Annotated in this window: 11 protein-coding genes and 1 pseudogene; 6 read left to right on the top strand and 6 right to left on the bottom strand. The window is 55.1% G+C overall.

All coding sequences use genetic code 11. From position 1 onward, the window contains the following. Positions 1-2: 2 nt before the first annotated feature. Positions 3-334: pseudogene (locus AB1748_RS09470) on the bottom strand (hypothetical protein); the annotation flags it as partial. A 629-nt stretch (positions 335-963) separates the two neighbouring features. Between AB1748_RS09470 and AB1748_RS09465 the strand changes: the two are divergent. Together AB1748_RS09465 and AB1748_RS09460 are read left to right on the top strand one after the other, a co-directional pair. Then, on the top strand, positions 964-2,391 hold the full coding sequence (locus AB1748_RS09465) for a PAAR domain-containing protein (RefSeq protein WP_111141726.1): 1,428 nt from the start codon (positions 964-966) through the stop codon (positions 2,389-2,391). Positions 2,392-2,395: 4 nt separating this feature from the next. Continuing rightward, on the top strand, positions 2,396-2,788 hold the full coding sequence (locus AB1748_RS09460; RefSeq protein WP_111141736.1) for a hypothetical protein: 393 nt from the start codon (positions 2,396-2,398) through the stop codon (positions 2,786-2,788). Between the two features lie 503 nt (positions 2,789-3,291). Here the strand turns inward: AB1748_RS09460 and AB1748_RS09455 are convergent. The 3 genes from AB1748_RS09455 to ghrA form a co-directional block, all read right to left on the bottom strand. Continuing rightward, on the bottom strand, positions 3,292-3,456 hold the full coding sequence (locus tag AB1748_RS09455; RefSeq protein ID WP_158527497.1) for a hypothetical protein: 165 nt from the start codon (positions 3,454-3,456) through the stop codon (positions 3,292-3,294). Positions 3,457-4,277: 821 nt separating this feature from the next. Next, complete coding sequence (locus AB1748_RS09450) at positions 4,278-5,015, bottom strand: phosphatase (RefSeq protein WP_367395399.1); 738 nt, start codon at positions 5,013-5,015, stop codon at positions 4,278-4,280. A 39-nt stretch (positions 5,016-5,054) separates the two neighbouring features. After that, positions 5,055-5,996, bottom strand: a complete 942-nt coding sequence (ghrA, locus tag AB1748_RS09445) for a glyoxylate/hydroxypyruvate reductase GhrA (RefSeq protein ID WP_367395398.1) — start codon at positions 5,994-5,996, stop codon at positions 5,055-5,057. A 207-nt stretch (positions 5,997-6,203) separates the two neighbouring features. Here ghrA and treA point away from each other — a divergent pair, with 207 nt between their 5' ends. Both treA and AB1748_RS09435 read left to right on the top strand, forming a co-directional pair. Next, positions 6,204-7,889: an alpha,alpha-trehalase TreA gene (treA, locus tag AB1748_RS09440; protein WP_367395397.1), complete on the top strand. Its 1,686-nt coding sequence runs from the start codon at positions 6,204-6,206 to the stop codon at positions 7,887-7,889. Positions 7,890-8,082: 193 nt separating this feature from the next. Then, positions 8,083-10,182, top strand: a complete 2,100-nt coding sequence (locus AB1748_RS09435; RefSeq protein ID WP_367395396.1) for a TonB-dependent siderophore receptor — start codon at positions 8,083-8,085, stop codon at positions 10,180-10,182. 67 nt (positions 10,183-10,249) lie between these two features. Here the strand turns inward: AB1748_RS09435 and AB1748_RS09430 are convergent, their stop codons facing one another. Further along, positions 10,250-10,498, bottom strand: coding sequence for a GlsB/YeaQ/YmgE family stress response membrane protein (locus AB1748_RS09430; protein WP_009090782.1), 249 nt, complete (start codon positions 10,496-10,498; stop codon positions 10,250-10,252). A 208-nt stretch (positions 10,499-10,706) separates the two neighbouring features. Here AB1748_RS09430 and AB1748_RS09425 point away from each other — a divergent pair, with 208 nt between their 5' ends. Then, positions 10,707-11,441 carry a flagellar brake protein gene (locus tag AB1748_RS09425; RefSeq protein ID WP_111138718.1) on the top strand — a complete coding sequence of 245 codons (735 nt, stop codon included), beginning with the start codon at positions 10,707-10,709 and terminating at the stop codon, positions 11,439-11,441. 95 nt (positions 11,442-11,536) lie between these two features. After that, positions 11,537-12,667, top strand: a complete 1,131-nt coding sequence (locus AB1748_RS09420) for a mechanosensitive ion channel family protein (RefSeq protein WP_367395395.1) — start codon at positions 11,537-11,539, stop codon at positions 12,665-12,667. A 128-nt stretch (positions 12,668-12,795) separates the two neighbouring features. Here the strand turns inward: AB1748_RS09420 and AB1748_RS09415 are convergent, their stop codons facing one another. Continuing rightward, on the bottom strand, positions 12,796-14,346 hold the full coding sequence (locus tag AB1748_RS09415) for an FGGY family carbohydrate kinase (protein ID WP_367395394.1): 1,551 nt from the start codon (positions 14,344-14,346) through the stop codon (positions 12,796-12,798).

Below are 14,346 nucleotides of genomic sequence, written 5' to 3'. Positions count from 1 at the left end.
CCGAGCGGTGCCAACGTCATGTAAATATAACTGTCGTCTCGCTCTTCAACGGTGATGGGAATATCAATGCCGTTACTCAACGCCGCTTCGCTTGATAATTTTTGTCTGAATCCTTCTTCACGTCCTCCTCAACCAGACACTTCACATCACTCCTCTTGTCTTTAAATATCGAAGTCGCAATTTCACACGCGTTCGTCTTTGGTGCTTCGCCATCATCCCAAACTACGGTGATGGAGGAGCAGGTCAACACAATTTCAATGAAGGGGGGGAATAAGAATCCCAGATCCGAACCGACAAAATGCGGTCCGAATTCCTGGCCAGACTTAACTACCTCCTATCGATAATTTTTTGATTATCTTGCTGGAATGCCTATGTGAGTCACCATAAACACAATGAAGGACTGCACGATAAAAATTTATGTATCAGTACCTTACAGGCTTATGATGGCCTTGTGTGCCGACGCAGGATGGATCACTCTTAATAATTCTGAATCGCAACCTTTGCCCAAAGGTGAGCTTCTTTGCATCTGCACAAACAGTGCTGCAGGCACATTCACTTACATAACGAAGTCGAAGAAACGTGCAGCGATCAAAACCTTCGATATTTAACAAGCCGAATGAAAACCCGTAAATCATTCAACAGAAATATAATATGGAACGCAGTTTTACTTTAAGAAAAAACCACTTCCTTCCTGTGATTATCATTTGTACAATCCGTTGCATATTAAGATGGATTTGCAATCAGTAAAGGGATTTATGCAGCAATACACTTACGAAATAACGCCCGAAATCCGCGAAGCCCATGCACGGCTTCCATATGATGAAGAACTTTTGTCTCTCTGTGACAACATAATCCGGAAAGAACTCAAAGAAAATAACGAAAAGTATTTAAGCCGCCCGTTAGCGCACATTTTACGGTTTGCAGACGTCGGGAGTCGGACCCGTTGTGGGGGGGTAAGCACTGATGGGGGTTAAGGGATATTATTTATTCAGGGGAGATAAAACTCGATGTGGTGGCGTTATCATTGAAGGATGGAGCGATCACCAGCATTTTGACAGAGATATATCCTGCGAAGGGCATAAAGTCACTTGTGGTAAACATCCAGGGTTTTACCGTATCTGCGGTGGACTTGATGATGACATACACGGCAAAAGGATTGCCGGAACACTGCACAGCTATAGCTCCTGCCCCTGTAAATCCAAATTCCTGAATTCAAACTGGGATGATGATTACGAACTGAGTGGAGAACCAACAGTAACGCACATAGACCTATCTCACCTTGTTAAGATGCCTGTACTTCCAAGGCCAATCGATTCACCCGAGCCAAAAGAACAGGCCCAAACCGCGAAAAAGAAAACAGGCATTGACGCAGGTTTTGCCATTATCCCTTACGGTGGTACTACAGAAGCCTGGCAACGCCTGCTTTTCACTGAGAATCCGCCAGCAGGGGTAAAGGATCTATTCGCTACACTTAACGGCCCGGATGAAAGATACAAAGCAGGCTCTATCATGCTGGTGGTTGACCCCAAAAAGCAGGATGAAAAGCAAATCGCTCATATGCAGGCCGCAAAACAGCGGATTGATGCAGCATTAGCGCCGCTCTCAATCCAGCAGGCCAACTTTCTTTTCAAACACAAAGACACCATTGAGATGTTTGCAGCCGCTGCCACTATTGCAAATGATACTGCCGGAGATGTGGGAAGAGCGACGGAAGCAGCGAAGGAATATTTCAGGAGAGTGGAAAAAATTCTCGTCGAGATCGAGAAGACATATAAAAAACAGTACATCACCAGCGGCACACTAATTGGCGAACAATTTTTTGTTGAGCGCCGCCGCTTGTTTGGTCAGCTTGATAGTGTTCTCAAGATGTTTATGAAACATCGCTTCATGTTCAATGAGTATGCCGATCTGAAAAGTGCCCTTGGCCTCTCAAGCCGTTCAATCACTCACCGTTGGAATGAAACAGGTGTTAGCGATATTGAAGGTTACGCGACGCACATCGAAAAACTGGCGAAGTACGTCAAGTGGATGGAAACAGCCGGAAAAATCGGCGTTTGCCTGTCTGCCTTTGATACCGCAGCGAAGATCACCGAAGCCTGCACCGTTGGCAGGGATTGCGCCAAAACCTCGTTTACTTCCATCGGTGAATTTTCTGGGAGTTTGATTGGAGGAAGGATTGCCACAAAAATCCTGGCAGGTACTGCAACGGATGCAGTCTGTGCCGTAGTCCTGGGGGCCGCGACTTTTGAGGCTGGCGGCGCAGGTGCTTTACTTTGTACGCTTGGTGTTGCAGGAGGCATCTCATACGGGAGTGAAAGTACTTTTAGTTGGGCAGGTGAAAAAACAGGCGAAATTATAAATACACTGTATGAGATCATGAACAATGATTAACTTCATGATTGCCGAAGCTATCGTATGGGTAGTAGCAATGCTACTTGGGGCTGCAAGTATCATGATGTCTGTGTTAAATCGAAAGCGCTTCACAGAAATATGCTTATTATATAAGGATAAATACGGCGATTTGCCGGAAATGGTGAAAGTTTTTGAGCACGTTAACACTCTCTATGTGAACTTCGCTTACAGTGTAAAAATGCAGTTTATTTTCAAGCCGCTGCTCTGGAATAAAAGTTCAAACTTTACAAAGAATGATGACAAAGATTTCATCCGTGGATTACCCAAACGTCTGATCGGGCCATTTTATCTGGAGCTATACCTTGCACTTGCGAGTCTTATGTTCTTTGTCATCGCGATGATTTTGATTCTGGTGATAACACACGGCAGACACTAGCAAGCCTGTCATCACCTTAACGCCACCTGGTGAGCTACTTTCATTAATGGCGTTGAATCTTATCTTTTCTCAAAGAAGTCCTTGCCGCTAAGCTCAGGGAGTCCAGGCACTGCCACGATTCGCCGATCAGCTGCGACGTATGGATCTGTTAACGTTATTGATTCCCCCATAGCCACGGAAAATGTATTACCGATCTTGCTGTAGATGTCATTTACTTTTTGCCCCTCTGCCGCTGTTCTGAGTTGGGTGCAGGTTTTCCTTCCCGTTCATCATCCCTTGGTAAACAAGATGGTTGTTCTCAGGAAATTTAAAATCGATCTTCAGCACCTTATCTGCTCGTCTGGAAAAAGTGACCACAGGTAACGCGGACCGGACAATTTCCCGAAGCGTAATACGATCAGGGATCGTTATATCTTTCAGCACAGCAGATCAGGAGTAACCAGGCCATTCACCTGCTTGATAGCCTCGTCTGAATCGCTATCACTGCCCCTTAACGCATCGCGCTATTGAAGTTTATCAATCTCAGTCAGGAAGTGAGGTTTTCCTGCTTCCAGTGTGGTGAGTGTTTCAACCAAGCTGGCAATATTCCCCCCCATCGCGATCGCCGTAGTGATGTTTGTTACCTTCTGCTGAACGGCGGCAAGCGCCGTTTTCTTGTCCTTGAGCATCGTTTCATGGAATTCAACTTCTGCACCGCCAGAAAGAACTTTAGCGGTGTGATCATAGATGATGGCGCGAACATCTTTTCGTCAATCAACACATGGTTAACCTGCATCTTTTTAAGGTTGGCGACCGCCCACGACTGGCCCCCCCACCCTTGTAAAAATGGCTTTATGGCCTTCTTTTCGGTTCCCGGTAGACGGGGGAGGTTTTACACCCTCATACTATGATTCGGTGTCGTATATTCTTCAAGGAGAGCTATCCGCGCTTTTAATGTTAACGGCCTGGCCTTGTTTTCAACGTTCCACCAGGGCGGCAACGTTGCCAAAAACACGCTTTTGTTTAGTCAACGACTCCTTATTGGCTCTTATGAACAGTAAGATCGAAACCAATAAATCAATAGGATTTGGGTTCACACTTTCACGGATAGATTTCTTGCCTTCCATCCCGGTAATCATGGTCAGGCCAGGATGTAACAGACAAACAGATTATTCGTTTGCAGTAGTAGCGTCAGCGCGGCTGAGGCGGCAGAGGTTCTCAACATACAACGCGCTATCCGAAGGGATCGCCTCTCTTTGACATCATCGATAAATCAGCACATCCGCTGTTTTTGCCCTTAAACGCTGAAACATCTTCATCACGCATCTAATGATATTCAGGATTGTTTTCTACTGCGTAAAGCCGAGCTGCTTCGGTCTGCCGCTCTATCGTTGTGTCGCTGGCTTGACCAGAGAAAATTAGGTTAAAACACCCCCTTTACCCCTCATATCCCCGCAGATTAAAGCGGGGATTCTCATCATGACGAGCGTATTGATGACGTAACCTGGCGCTAAAAGTCAGCCAGTTCAGCAATCCGTCTGCCGCTACGCATTTCCAGAAAATCGAGCAGGCGACGAGGCGTGACATTCAGCACCCGATCCTCCGGAAAATCCACTTCGCGGGCGATACGAAGGCAATGGTCGAAATGCCCGAGCGTAAAGGCGGTGTGAGAATCGGAGCCAAATGCCAGCCGTCCACCGGCATCGCGTACCGCGGCGGCAATAGCCCGGCAGTTGGGTTCGCTGCCCGGCCGCGAATGGGTAAAGGAGGAGTTATTCAGCTCCAGCGCCACATCGTAACAGGCGGCGGCTTCAGCGATAGCCGGGATATCGACCGGGAACTTCGGATTGCCCGGATGGCTGATGATATGAACCAGCCCGCTCGCCATCGCCGCGATCATAGCGTCGGTGTGATGCTTTCTGTCGCGCGGTGCATAGACCGGCTCGTGAAAACCGGCGACGACCAAATCCAGCGCATCGAGCATCGGGCCGGAACAGTCGATCTCGCCCTGCTGATTTTTAATATTGGCCTCAATACCCCGCAGGATTGCCACGCCGTCAATCACCCGCGGCCAGATGCGCATATTAATAAAGTGCCAGTAATGCGGTGCGTCGGCCATGTCCGGACCGTGATCGGTAATGGCAAACAGTTTCAGGCCGGTTTGCTTCGCCTGAGCCACATAGTCATGCAGCGTGCTGTAAGCATGCGTACTCGCGATGGTGTGCATATGCAGATCTACCGGATACATCCTCTTCTCCTGCTGATTGCCCCTGACAGGGCCGATTGATTAATAGCCACGCTGACGGTCCACTCTGCCTTTTGGCTGCTCACCTGCCTGATCCTGCAGAATTGCGCGGGCGATAAAGTCGATAGCTTCGTCGATCAAGGTTACCGCCGCATTATGGGGCGTGATCGTGACGCGCGGATGGGACCAGAGCGGATGCGCCTCGGGCAGAGGTTCAACCTGAAAGACATCCAGCGCCGCCGCTTTCAGCTGTCCACTATCGAGCGCGGCCAGCAGGTCGGCTTCCACCACCTGCGCACCACGCGCGATATTGAGGAAGAAGGCGCCATGCGGGAGCTGCTGCAAAAAGGTGTGATCGACCAGGTTCACGGTTTCCGGCGTGCTCGGCAGCAGGTTGATGAGCACCCGCGTCTCGCGCAGGAACGCGGGCAGCATCTCGCGGCCGGCAAAGCTGGTCACTCCGTCGATCGTTTTAGGCGATCGACTCCAGACGCGCAGCGGGAATCCCCAGGGTTTCAGGCTCTCTGCCACGCTCTGCCCCAGCACGCCCGCACCGAGGATGCCGACGGTGAACGTTTCGCGCGTGTAAGGCGGCAGCGGCTGCCAGCACGCCTGCTGCTGCTGGAGGCGGTAGTCGTCAAACCGACGAAACCAGGTCAGCACGCTGTGAACCGCGTACTCCTGCATCTGTCGCGCCATCCCGGTATCCTCCAGCCGGTAAAGCGGTACGCTGTCGGGCAGCATGTCCGGATGCTGCTGCAGCTGTTTCAGGATCTCGTCCACGCCCGCGCCCAGCGCAAAGACCCCGCGCAGCGTGGCGCGGCCCTGCAGCATCTCAGCGGGCGGGGAACGGACCAGCGCGTAATCGGCTGGCCGATTGTCGCCGGGCTGCCAGGCACGAACCGTTGCCTCAGGCAGGCGCTGTTGTAAACCCTTAATCCAGGCCGCGGCAGACTGCGACGGGTGATACCAGATGATCTCCATCCTGCTCTCCTTTTTTCTTTCAGCGTCCAGGAAAAGCGGCGTGAGAGCAAGAAAAAGCCGTCAGAAAAGCGATTTTTTCCCGGTCAATAATTCCTGTGGCTTCACATTTCCGGCTCGCTTCAGGGTGAAATGGTCAGATAAGGTCTAAAGTTGGTCCTGTGGTCAATGCGTTACGCGCGGCCGCATTTCGGACAAGGAGAAAAACCGATGATAAAAATTGAGGTAAACGCCGCCGAACGGCGTCAGCGTTATGCACCTTTTCTGCTCACGTTGCTGCTGAGCGTACCCGCTTTTACTGCCCAGGCCGATGACAGCAGCCGCATGCTGAATAATCAGCCGCAGCCGCCGGATATCCGCTTAGGCCCGCTGTTCAATGCCGTGCAGCAGGCGAAATTCTATCCGGATCAAAAAACCTTTGCTGATGCGGTGCCGAAATTTGACCCCTCTTCAATTCTGGCTGACTGGCAGATGCAGAAGAAACAGCGCAATTTCGACCTGAAACATTTTGTCGATGCCAACTTTACGCTGCCCGCCGCGGGCGACAAATATGTGCCGCCCGCCGGACAGAATCTGCGTGAGCACATCGATGGTCTGTGGCCGGTGCTGACTCGCACGGCCAGCAGCGCCGGTCAGTATGATTCGCTGCTGCCGCTGCCCAAACCTTATGTAGTGCCGGGCGGACGCTTCCGCGAAATTTATTACTGGGATAGCTACTTCACCATGCTGGGCCTGGCCGAAAGCGGCCACTGGGATAAGGTGCAGGATATGACGGATAACTTCGCCTCCCTGCTCGACCGCTATGGCCACATCCCCAACGGTAACCGCAGCTACTACCTGAGCCGTTCACAACCGCCGTTCTTCAGCCTGATGGTCGATCTGCTGGCAACCCACGATAACGGCCAGGCCTACACCCGCTATCTGCCGCAGTTGCAGAAAGAGTATGACTACTGGATGGCGGACAGCGACAACGTCGCGGCGGGTGCAGCCAGCAAGTGGGTGATTAAGCTGGCAGACGGCACGCTGCTCAACCGCTACTGGGATGCGCGTGACGTGCCGCGCACCGAGTCCTGGATGGATGACATCGCCACCGCGCAGAAAGCGCCTCAGCGCAATAAGGCGGAACTCTATCGCGAGCTGCGCTCCGGTGCGGCCTCGGGCTGGGATTTCAGTTCACGCTGGTTTACCGACGCGCATAATCTCTCGACCATCCGGACCACGCAGCTGGCGCCGGTCGATCTCAACAGCCTGCTGTTCCATCTGGAGCAGACGCTGTCAAAAGCCTATCAGATGAACAAGCAGACCGATCTGGCGAAGCAGTTCGCAGACCGGGCAGAGAAGCGCCAGGCGGCTATCAACCGCTATCTCTGGGACAGTAAACAGAACTGGTATGCCGATTATGACTGGCAGAAAAAGCAGGTCCATCCGCAGCTGACCGCTGCGACGCTGTTCCCGCTCTATCTGCAGGTCGCCAGCGATAAGCAGGCTGAAAGCACCGCCCGCGCGGTGGAAAAACAGCTGCTGAAGCCGGGCGGTCTGGTGACTACGACCGTCAACAACGGCCAGCAATGGGATGCGCCGAATGGCTGGGCACCGCTGCAGTGGGTCGCCGTCGAGGGTCTGGAACACTACAACCAGCCGAAACTGGCAAAAGAGGTGGGCGTCCGCTTCCTGCAGAACGTTCAGAACACCTATGACCGGGAGCATAAGCTGGTTGAAAAATATGTCGTCGAGGGTAAAAACCTCGGCGGTGGCGGTGGCGGCGAATATCCGCTGCAGGATGGTTTCGGCTGGACCAATGGCGTTACGCTGAAGCTGCTTGATAAATATTGTCCGAAAGAGAAAACCTGTAACAGCGCCCACGATATTCCTCAGGCGTCAGCTTCACAACCTTAATGCTCTCCGGATACCTCTGGCCCTGCCGGAGGTATCCTCTCCCCCCTTTCAGCGAATTTTACTTGAACTTTTTTCATCCGCAGGCAAAATTGCAGCGAATTTATAAAAGGTAATAATTCTCATTATGATAATGAGATTGCCTATCAAGAATATTATCCACCTGCCTGACCGCTTTGCTAAGAAAGGAATGTTGATGAAACTGTCATTGCCGCTGAAAGGTTATGTTCCCCTCTGCACTCTGGCGCTGACCACGCCCGCTCTGAGTTTTGCTGCCGATATGGTGGTGACCGCGCAACCGCTGGAAGATTCCGCCTCCCCTACCCGGGGTTATCTGGCGACCACCAGCGAGGGCGCCACCAAAAACGACCGTTCGCTGATCACTACGCCGCAGTCCATCTCGGTGGTGACCCGCCAGCAGATGCAGGATCAGGGCGCGCTGACCCTGAATCAGGCGCTGGGTTACAGTTCGGGGGTCTTCACCAATTTCGGCGGTGCCGCCACCCGTTATGACACCATCGCACTGCGCGGTTTCCACGGCGGCGATGTCGATAACACCTTCCTTGATGGCATGCGGCTGATGAGCGACGGCGGCAGTTTCAACGTTCTGCAGGTTGATAACGCCTTCCTGGAGCGTGTCGACGTGATCAAAGGTCCCTCTTCTGCACTCTATGGGCAGACCGTGCCGGGCGGGCTGGTCAATATGGTGACCAAACGTCCTCAGTTCAGCGAAGAGGGTCACATCCAGCTGCAGGCCGGCAGTAATGCCACCACCGGCACGATGTTTGACTACACCAACGCCATTAACGATCAGTGGGCCTTCCGGCTGACCGGTATTACGCGCAACGGCGATACCCAGTACGCGCATACGCGCGAAGAGAAATATGCGCTGATGCCGCAGCTGATGTGGCAGCCGGATGAGGATACCCACCTGATCCTGAAAGCCTACCTGCAGAAGGATCCCTCTGGTGGCTATCACGGTTCCGTTCCCGGCGACGGCAGCCTTAACGAACACAACGGCTACAAGCTGAACAACGACTTCTATGAAGGCAACAGCGACCTCGACCAGTTTAAACGTCGCGAACAGATCTACAGTTTCGATTTTGGTCACCGCTTCAACGACGTCTGGTCATTCGCCTCTACCGGCAGCTACAGCCACTCGAATGTCGATCTCGATCAGGTCTATCAGATTGGCTGGGATCGCACTAATCCCGACCTGCTGAACCGCTACTACTCCGGCGAACGATCCTCGCTGGCCGCCTGGTCTACCGATAACCGCCTGACGGCAGAGTTCAGCACCGGTGAGCTGGAGCATCGCGTCTCGGTGGGTGGCGAGTACCACCGTTATAAGAATGATATCGTGGCCGCCAGCGGCTCAGCCTCGCAGCTGAATGCCCTGACCGGCGAGCAGGTGGGCGAGATGCCTGACTACCTCTGGACCAGTAAAACCCGTCGCTACTATCAGACCGGGCTCTACCTGCAGGATGAGATGAAGCTGAATCGCTGGCATCTGGATCTCTCCGGCCGCTATGACCGTATCGTGGCGAACAACAGCGGCAGCGCCCGTCGTCAGGATGATCACGTCAGCGGTCGCGCTGCGTTGCTCTACGCCTTCGACAACGGCATTTCGCCTTATGTCAGCTGGAGCCAGTCGATCACCCCGACCGCCCTCACCGATCCCAACAATAATCTGCTGAAGCCGACCACCGCTGAGCAGTATGAAGCCGGGGTGAAATATCAGCCGGTGGGCAGCCGCGATCTCTACAGCGTGGCGGTTTATGATCTGACGCAGAAAGATGTGGCAAACCGGAATGTTCAGACGGCGACCTACTCGCCATCGGGCAAAGTCCATTCGCAGGGGATTGAACTGGAAGCACACAATCAGCTGACGCCGCGCCTCAGCACCGTCGCGAGCTACACGCTGAATCATCTGCGCTACAAAGATTCGGTGGATGGCAACGACGGTCACACGCCTTACGTAACACCCAATAGCATGGCGGCGCTCTGGGGTCACTATCAGTTTGATTACGGCCTGAGTGCCGGCGCGGGTGTGCGCTACATCGGCAAACAGTGGGCGGACAACGAAAATACCACCCGTGTTCCTTCTGTCACGCTGTTCGATGCCTCCGTGAAGGCCGATCTGGGCGTCTGGAACAACAGCCTGAAAGGTGCCTGGCTGCAGGTGAATGCCAATAACCTGACCGACCGCAACTACGTGGCGGGCTGCTACGGCACGGGCTACTGCTACCGGGGTGCGGAACGCAGCGTGATGGCGACCGTGGGTTACGACTTCTGATGAGCATGTAACAGATAAAAAAAGGGGACGAATCGCTTCGTCCCCTTTTTTATTGAAACTGTACCGGTTAACTGCGTACTTTGCGGTAGATAAACAGCACCACGATGGCACCGATCACAGCCACGACAAAGCTGCCGAAGTTAAACCCGTCAACGCGGCCGAAGCCAAACAGTGTACTGATCCAGCCACCCACTACGGCACCGATGATACCCAGAACGACCGTCAGAATGAAACCGCCACCGTCTTTACCCGGCATAATCCACTTCGCCAGAATACCCGCGATTAAGCCAAAGACGATCCAGGAAATAATACCCATCTGTTGCTCCTTCCTTTTTATGATTAAATCGTGAACGCCTGATTAATCAAGCGGTTTACTGCGATAAGTATAGACAGCTTTTCAGGATATGCCTGTCTCTGCACACCTTTTTTCAGGCTGCCCTGGCTAAAGCTTTTTTTACCTGCGCCGATAACCGTGACGAGGCAGAAAAACAGCGCAGAACAGTGACCCTCTTGTGGAGCAGGATGTGAAAGAAACCGACCAGGAACAATATCTCAAACGTGGCACGCTGGCGGTTCTGGGCGTGATGAAAGATCTGCTTCGGGCGCAGACGCCACTTCTGGTCAGTTTTCCGCGCGGGCAGATCATCAGCCGGATGCTGGCGGCCGATGAAACGCGCCTGGTATTTGATCTCGGCAGTAACAATCTGGATAACGATTACGCTCTTCACAGCGAAGATCTCAGCATCGTCGCCGAAACCTGTGGTGCGAAGGTGGAGTTCAGCCTTGCCGCGCTGCAAAAGGTGGAGTTCGAGGGCCTGCCCGCTTTCAGCGCGCCGCTGCCTGAGCTGCTCTGGCAGATTCAGCGCCGGGAATTTTTCCGCGTGACCGCCCCGCTTGAACCGCAGTTCTGGTGCCATACCGTCTGGCCGGATGGCACAAAAACGCGGCTGCGATTGCAGGATCTGTCGCTGGGCGGCATCGGCGTGCTGGTGGATGAGGCGCTGCCGGAAACGTTGCAGAACGGCGACAGCTTCAGCCAGTTCCGGGTTGAACTGGGCGAGTATGGCCATTTTGAAGTGCCGGTCAGGCTGCTGCACATTGGCGAACGCAGCGTTGTGACCCGCAAAAATGAAACCCGCACCACGCCCCGGCTTAGCTTCCGCTTTGACACGCTGAATCCCGCGCAGGAGCGGCAGCTGCAGCAGATTATCTTTGCGCTTGAGCGACTGGCTCGCGATAAATCGACCCGTTTTCAGTAACCGTTTCAGGGATGCGCCCCGCGAACGGCGCGCATCCAGGCTATGCTTCTTGCTCGTTTCTTTTAAACCGGAACCCAGCAAGGAGATTCTCCCCAATGGAAAACTGGCTCGCATCACGTCGTTTTCACTCCCTCTTTTTCAATCAGGACCTCTGGATTAACAGCGCCATTGTGGTGGTGTCGACCCTGGTGATCTACTGGGTACTGCGTACCCTGATTCGCTTTATCTCCAACCGGATTGCTCTCTACAGCGAACATCGTCACGTCCGCGCCACTGCGATTCTGGTGGAGATACTGCGCAGCACCAGCCAGACCCTGCTGCTGATTTTTTCACTGCTCATCGCCCTGAAGTTCGTCGATCTGCCCGCCTCCTGGCGCGCAGCCATCTCGCATGGCTGGTTCCTGGCGCTGATCGTGCAGCTTGCGTTATGGATTGACGGCGGCATCCGGCTCTGGCTGAAGAGCCTGCTGCGCGATCCGCTGCATGTGCGTAACCCGGTCACCACGGTGATTCTGGGTATTCTGCTGCGGGTGGTGGTCTGGGTCATGATGCTGCTCGCCATTCTGTCGAATATGGGTATCGACATTACCGCGCTGGTCGCCAGTCTGGGCGTGGGCGGTATCGCGATTGCGCTGGCGATTCAGACCGTGCTGAGCGATGTCTTTGCCTCACTGGCGATAGGCTTTGATAAGCCGTTTGAGCATGGCGACTTTATTGTATTCGGTGACATTGCCGGGTCGATTGAGCATATCGGGCTGAAAACCACCCGGCTGCGCAGCCTGAGTGGTGAGCAGATCGTCTGTTCAAATACCATCCTGCTGCAGCAGACGATCCACAACTACAAGCGTATGCAGCAGCGCCGCATCGTCTTTAAGTTTGGCATCAGCTACGCGACGCCGTCAGAGCGGGTGCGTGAGATTAGCCCGCTGGTGAAATCGATTATTCAGGGCGTGGACACTACCCGTTTTGACCGCGCCCACTTCCTGGCTTTCGAGGACTCGAAGCTGACCTTTGAAGTGGTCTACTACGTGCTGGATGCCGATTACAACAAATATATGGATATACAGCAGGAGATTAACCTGCAGCTGATGGCAGCCCTGGAAGAACGCGATATTCGCTTCGCCTTCCCGATTCGCCAGGTGGAGTTCAGCGGCGGTAATCTGCCACCGGTGGATCTGGTGGCGGTGGAGAATGATGAGGGCGACGTGCGCAGAATGGCGCGCTAATCCCCCTCTGCTGCACCTCTCTCCGGCGAAGCCGGTCGTCAAGCCGATGCGGCACAGCCTGTGTCCGCATCGGCTGTGCGCCTGCCGTCTCGCTTCACCCGCACGACAGCCGGGAAAAACCACAGGGGTCACTGATACGCCCGCAGGCTGACGGCTGCAGAGGTGTTACCACGGCCCGGCGCGGCGTGAGACTCATGGGGCTGATAACGACAGCGCGCAACGGCGTCGATCCAGCCCTTATACGCCTCCTGCATCGGCTGCGCATACGCCTCACGCGGCATAATCACATTGCCGCCCTGCAGCGCCTGCATATCACTGCCCTGCTGCCACCACCCCAGCACTTTACCGGCCAGCAGCGCCGCCCCCAGCGCAGAAACCTCGGCGGTCGGCACCCGCTGCAGCGGCCGCTGCAACACGTCGGCCTGCAGCTGCATCAGCCACTGATTTTCGGTGGCGCTGCCATCCACGCAGAGCGCGGGAAGATGCTGGCCGCTGGCCTGCTCCATAGCGAAAAAGACGTCGGCGATTTGCCAGACGATGGACTCCAGCGCCACCCGCGCCAGCACCGCTGGTGTGGCGGCATCTGTCAGACCGCACACCATACCGCGCGCCTGTAAATCCCACCAGGGCGCGCCCAGCCCGGACAGCGCCGGCACAAAGTAGATGCCCTGATTGTCGTCACAGCGTTGCGCCATCGCGGTCAGTTCACGCGGGTCCTGCACGCCCAGCAGCCTGCCCAGCCAGGCCGCGCCGGAACCGGTATGGGTGATGTTGCCTTCGAAGGCGTAGCGCAGCGTGCCATCGTGCCAGGCTACCGTAGTGCTGAGGCCGTTTTCCGTCAGCAGCGGCGTCGCCATCGACATCATCAGTGAGGATCCGGTGCCGTAAGTGGCCTTGACCACTTCAGCCTCTCCCCGCCGCTGCGCCTGCAGTGCGGCATGGGAGTCGCCGATGCGTGCCAGTATCGGTGTTCCCGGTGCCAGACCCGGAATATCCGTTAACGCTACTGCGCCCTGTTCGCTGGCGGACGCGACAATACGCGGCAGCGCAGCACGCGGCAGATGAAACAGCGCCAGCAGTTCGTCATCCCAGTCGTTCAGGTGCAGGCTGTAGAGCTGGGTGCGTGAGGCGTTGGCGTGATCGGTGACGAAAACCTCGCCTGCGCTGAGTTGCCAGCTGAGCCAGCAGTCAACCGTGCCGATGCAGAGTTCACCGGCTGCCGCCCGCGCCGGACCATCTGGGATGGCGGCCAGCATGTCGCCCAGCTTGGCCGCCGGAAACATCGGGTCAACCGCCAGCCCGGTCAGACCGGTGATACGCGGCGCTTTACCGGCCTGACGCAGCTCACGACAGCGTGCCTCAGAGCGCCGATCCTGCCAGCTCACCAGCGGCGTCAGCGGCTGGCCATCGCGCCGCTGCCAGATCAGGACCGATTCGCGCTGATTGCTGATCGCCACCGCGCCCACCGGCGCGCCGCCACAGGCCGCCAGGCATTGGGTCATCGCCTCCCTGACCGCCTGCCAGATCGCCAGCGGATCCTGCTCAGCCAGTCCCGGCTGCGGATGTTGCAGGGTTAAACTCTGGCTGCCCCGTGCCACTACGCGCCCCTCGCGATCAACCGCAATCGCTTTGGCGTTGGTGGTGCCTTCGTCTATTGCCAGAATCAGAGGTCCCGCCAT

The organism is Pantoea sp. Ep11b (genome assembly GCF_040783975.1).
GTDB lineage: Bacteria > Pseudomonadota > Gammaproteobacteria > Enterobacterales > Enterobacteriaceae > Pantoea.
This window is presented reverse-complemented; position numbering and strand designations above follow the sequence as displayed.

What these genes read in the sequence shown, in the direction of transcription:
- AB1748_RS09420 (WP_367395395.1), top strand. Translation starts at nt 11,537, where the DNA reads ATGGAAAACTGGCTCGCATCACGTCGTTTTCACTCCCTCTTTTTCAAT.
- AB1748_RS09465 (WP_111141726.1), top strand. Translation starts at nt 964, where the DNA reads ATGGGGGTTAAGGGATATTATTTATTCAGGGGAGATAAAACTCGATGT.
- treA (WP_367395397.1), top strand. Translation starts at nt 6,204, where the DNA reads ATGATAAAAATTGAGGTAAACGCCGCCGAACGGCGTCAGCGTTATGCA.
- AB1748_RS09430 (WP_009090782.1), bottom strand. Translation starts at nt 10,498, where the DNA reads ATGGGTATTATTTCCTGGATCGTCTTTGGCTTAATCGCGGGTATTCTG.
- ghrA (WP_367395398.1), bottom strand. Translation starts at nt 5,996, where the DNA reads ATGGAGATCATCTGGTATCACCCGTCGCAGTCTGCCGCGGCCTGGATT.
- AB1748_RS09435 (WP_367395396.1), top strand. Translation starts at nt 8,083, where the DNA reads ATGAAACTGTCATTGCCGCTGAAAGGTTATGTTCCCCTCTGCACTCTG.
- AB1748_RS09415 (WP_367395394.1), bottom strand. Translation starts at nt 14,346, where the DNA reads ATGGCGGGACCTCTGATTCTGGCAATAGACGAAGGCACCACCAACGCC.
- AB1748_RS09450 (WP_367395399.1), bottom strand. Translation starts at nt 5,015, where the DNA reads ATGTATCCGGTAGATCTGCATATGCACACCATCGCGAGTACGCATGCT.
- AB1748_RS09460 (WP_111141736.1), top strand. Translation starts at nt 2,396, where the DNA reads ATGATTGCCGAAGCTATCGTATGGGTAGTAGCAATGCTACTTGGGGCT.
- AB1748_RS09455 (WP_158527497.1), bottom strand. Translation starts at nt 3,456, where the DNA reads ATGCTCAAGGACAAGAAAACGGCGCTTGCCGCCGTTCAGCAGAAGGTA.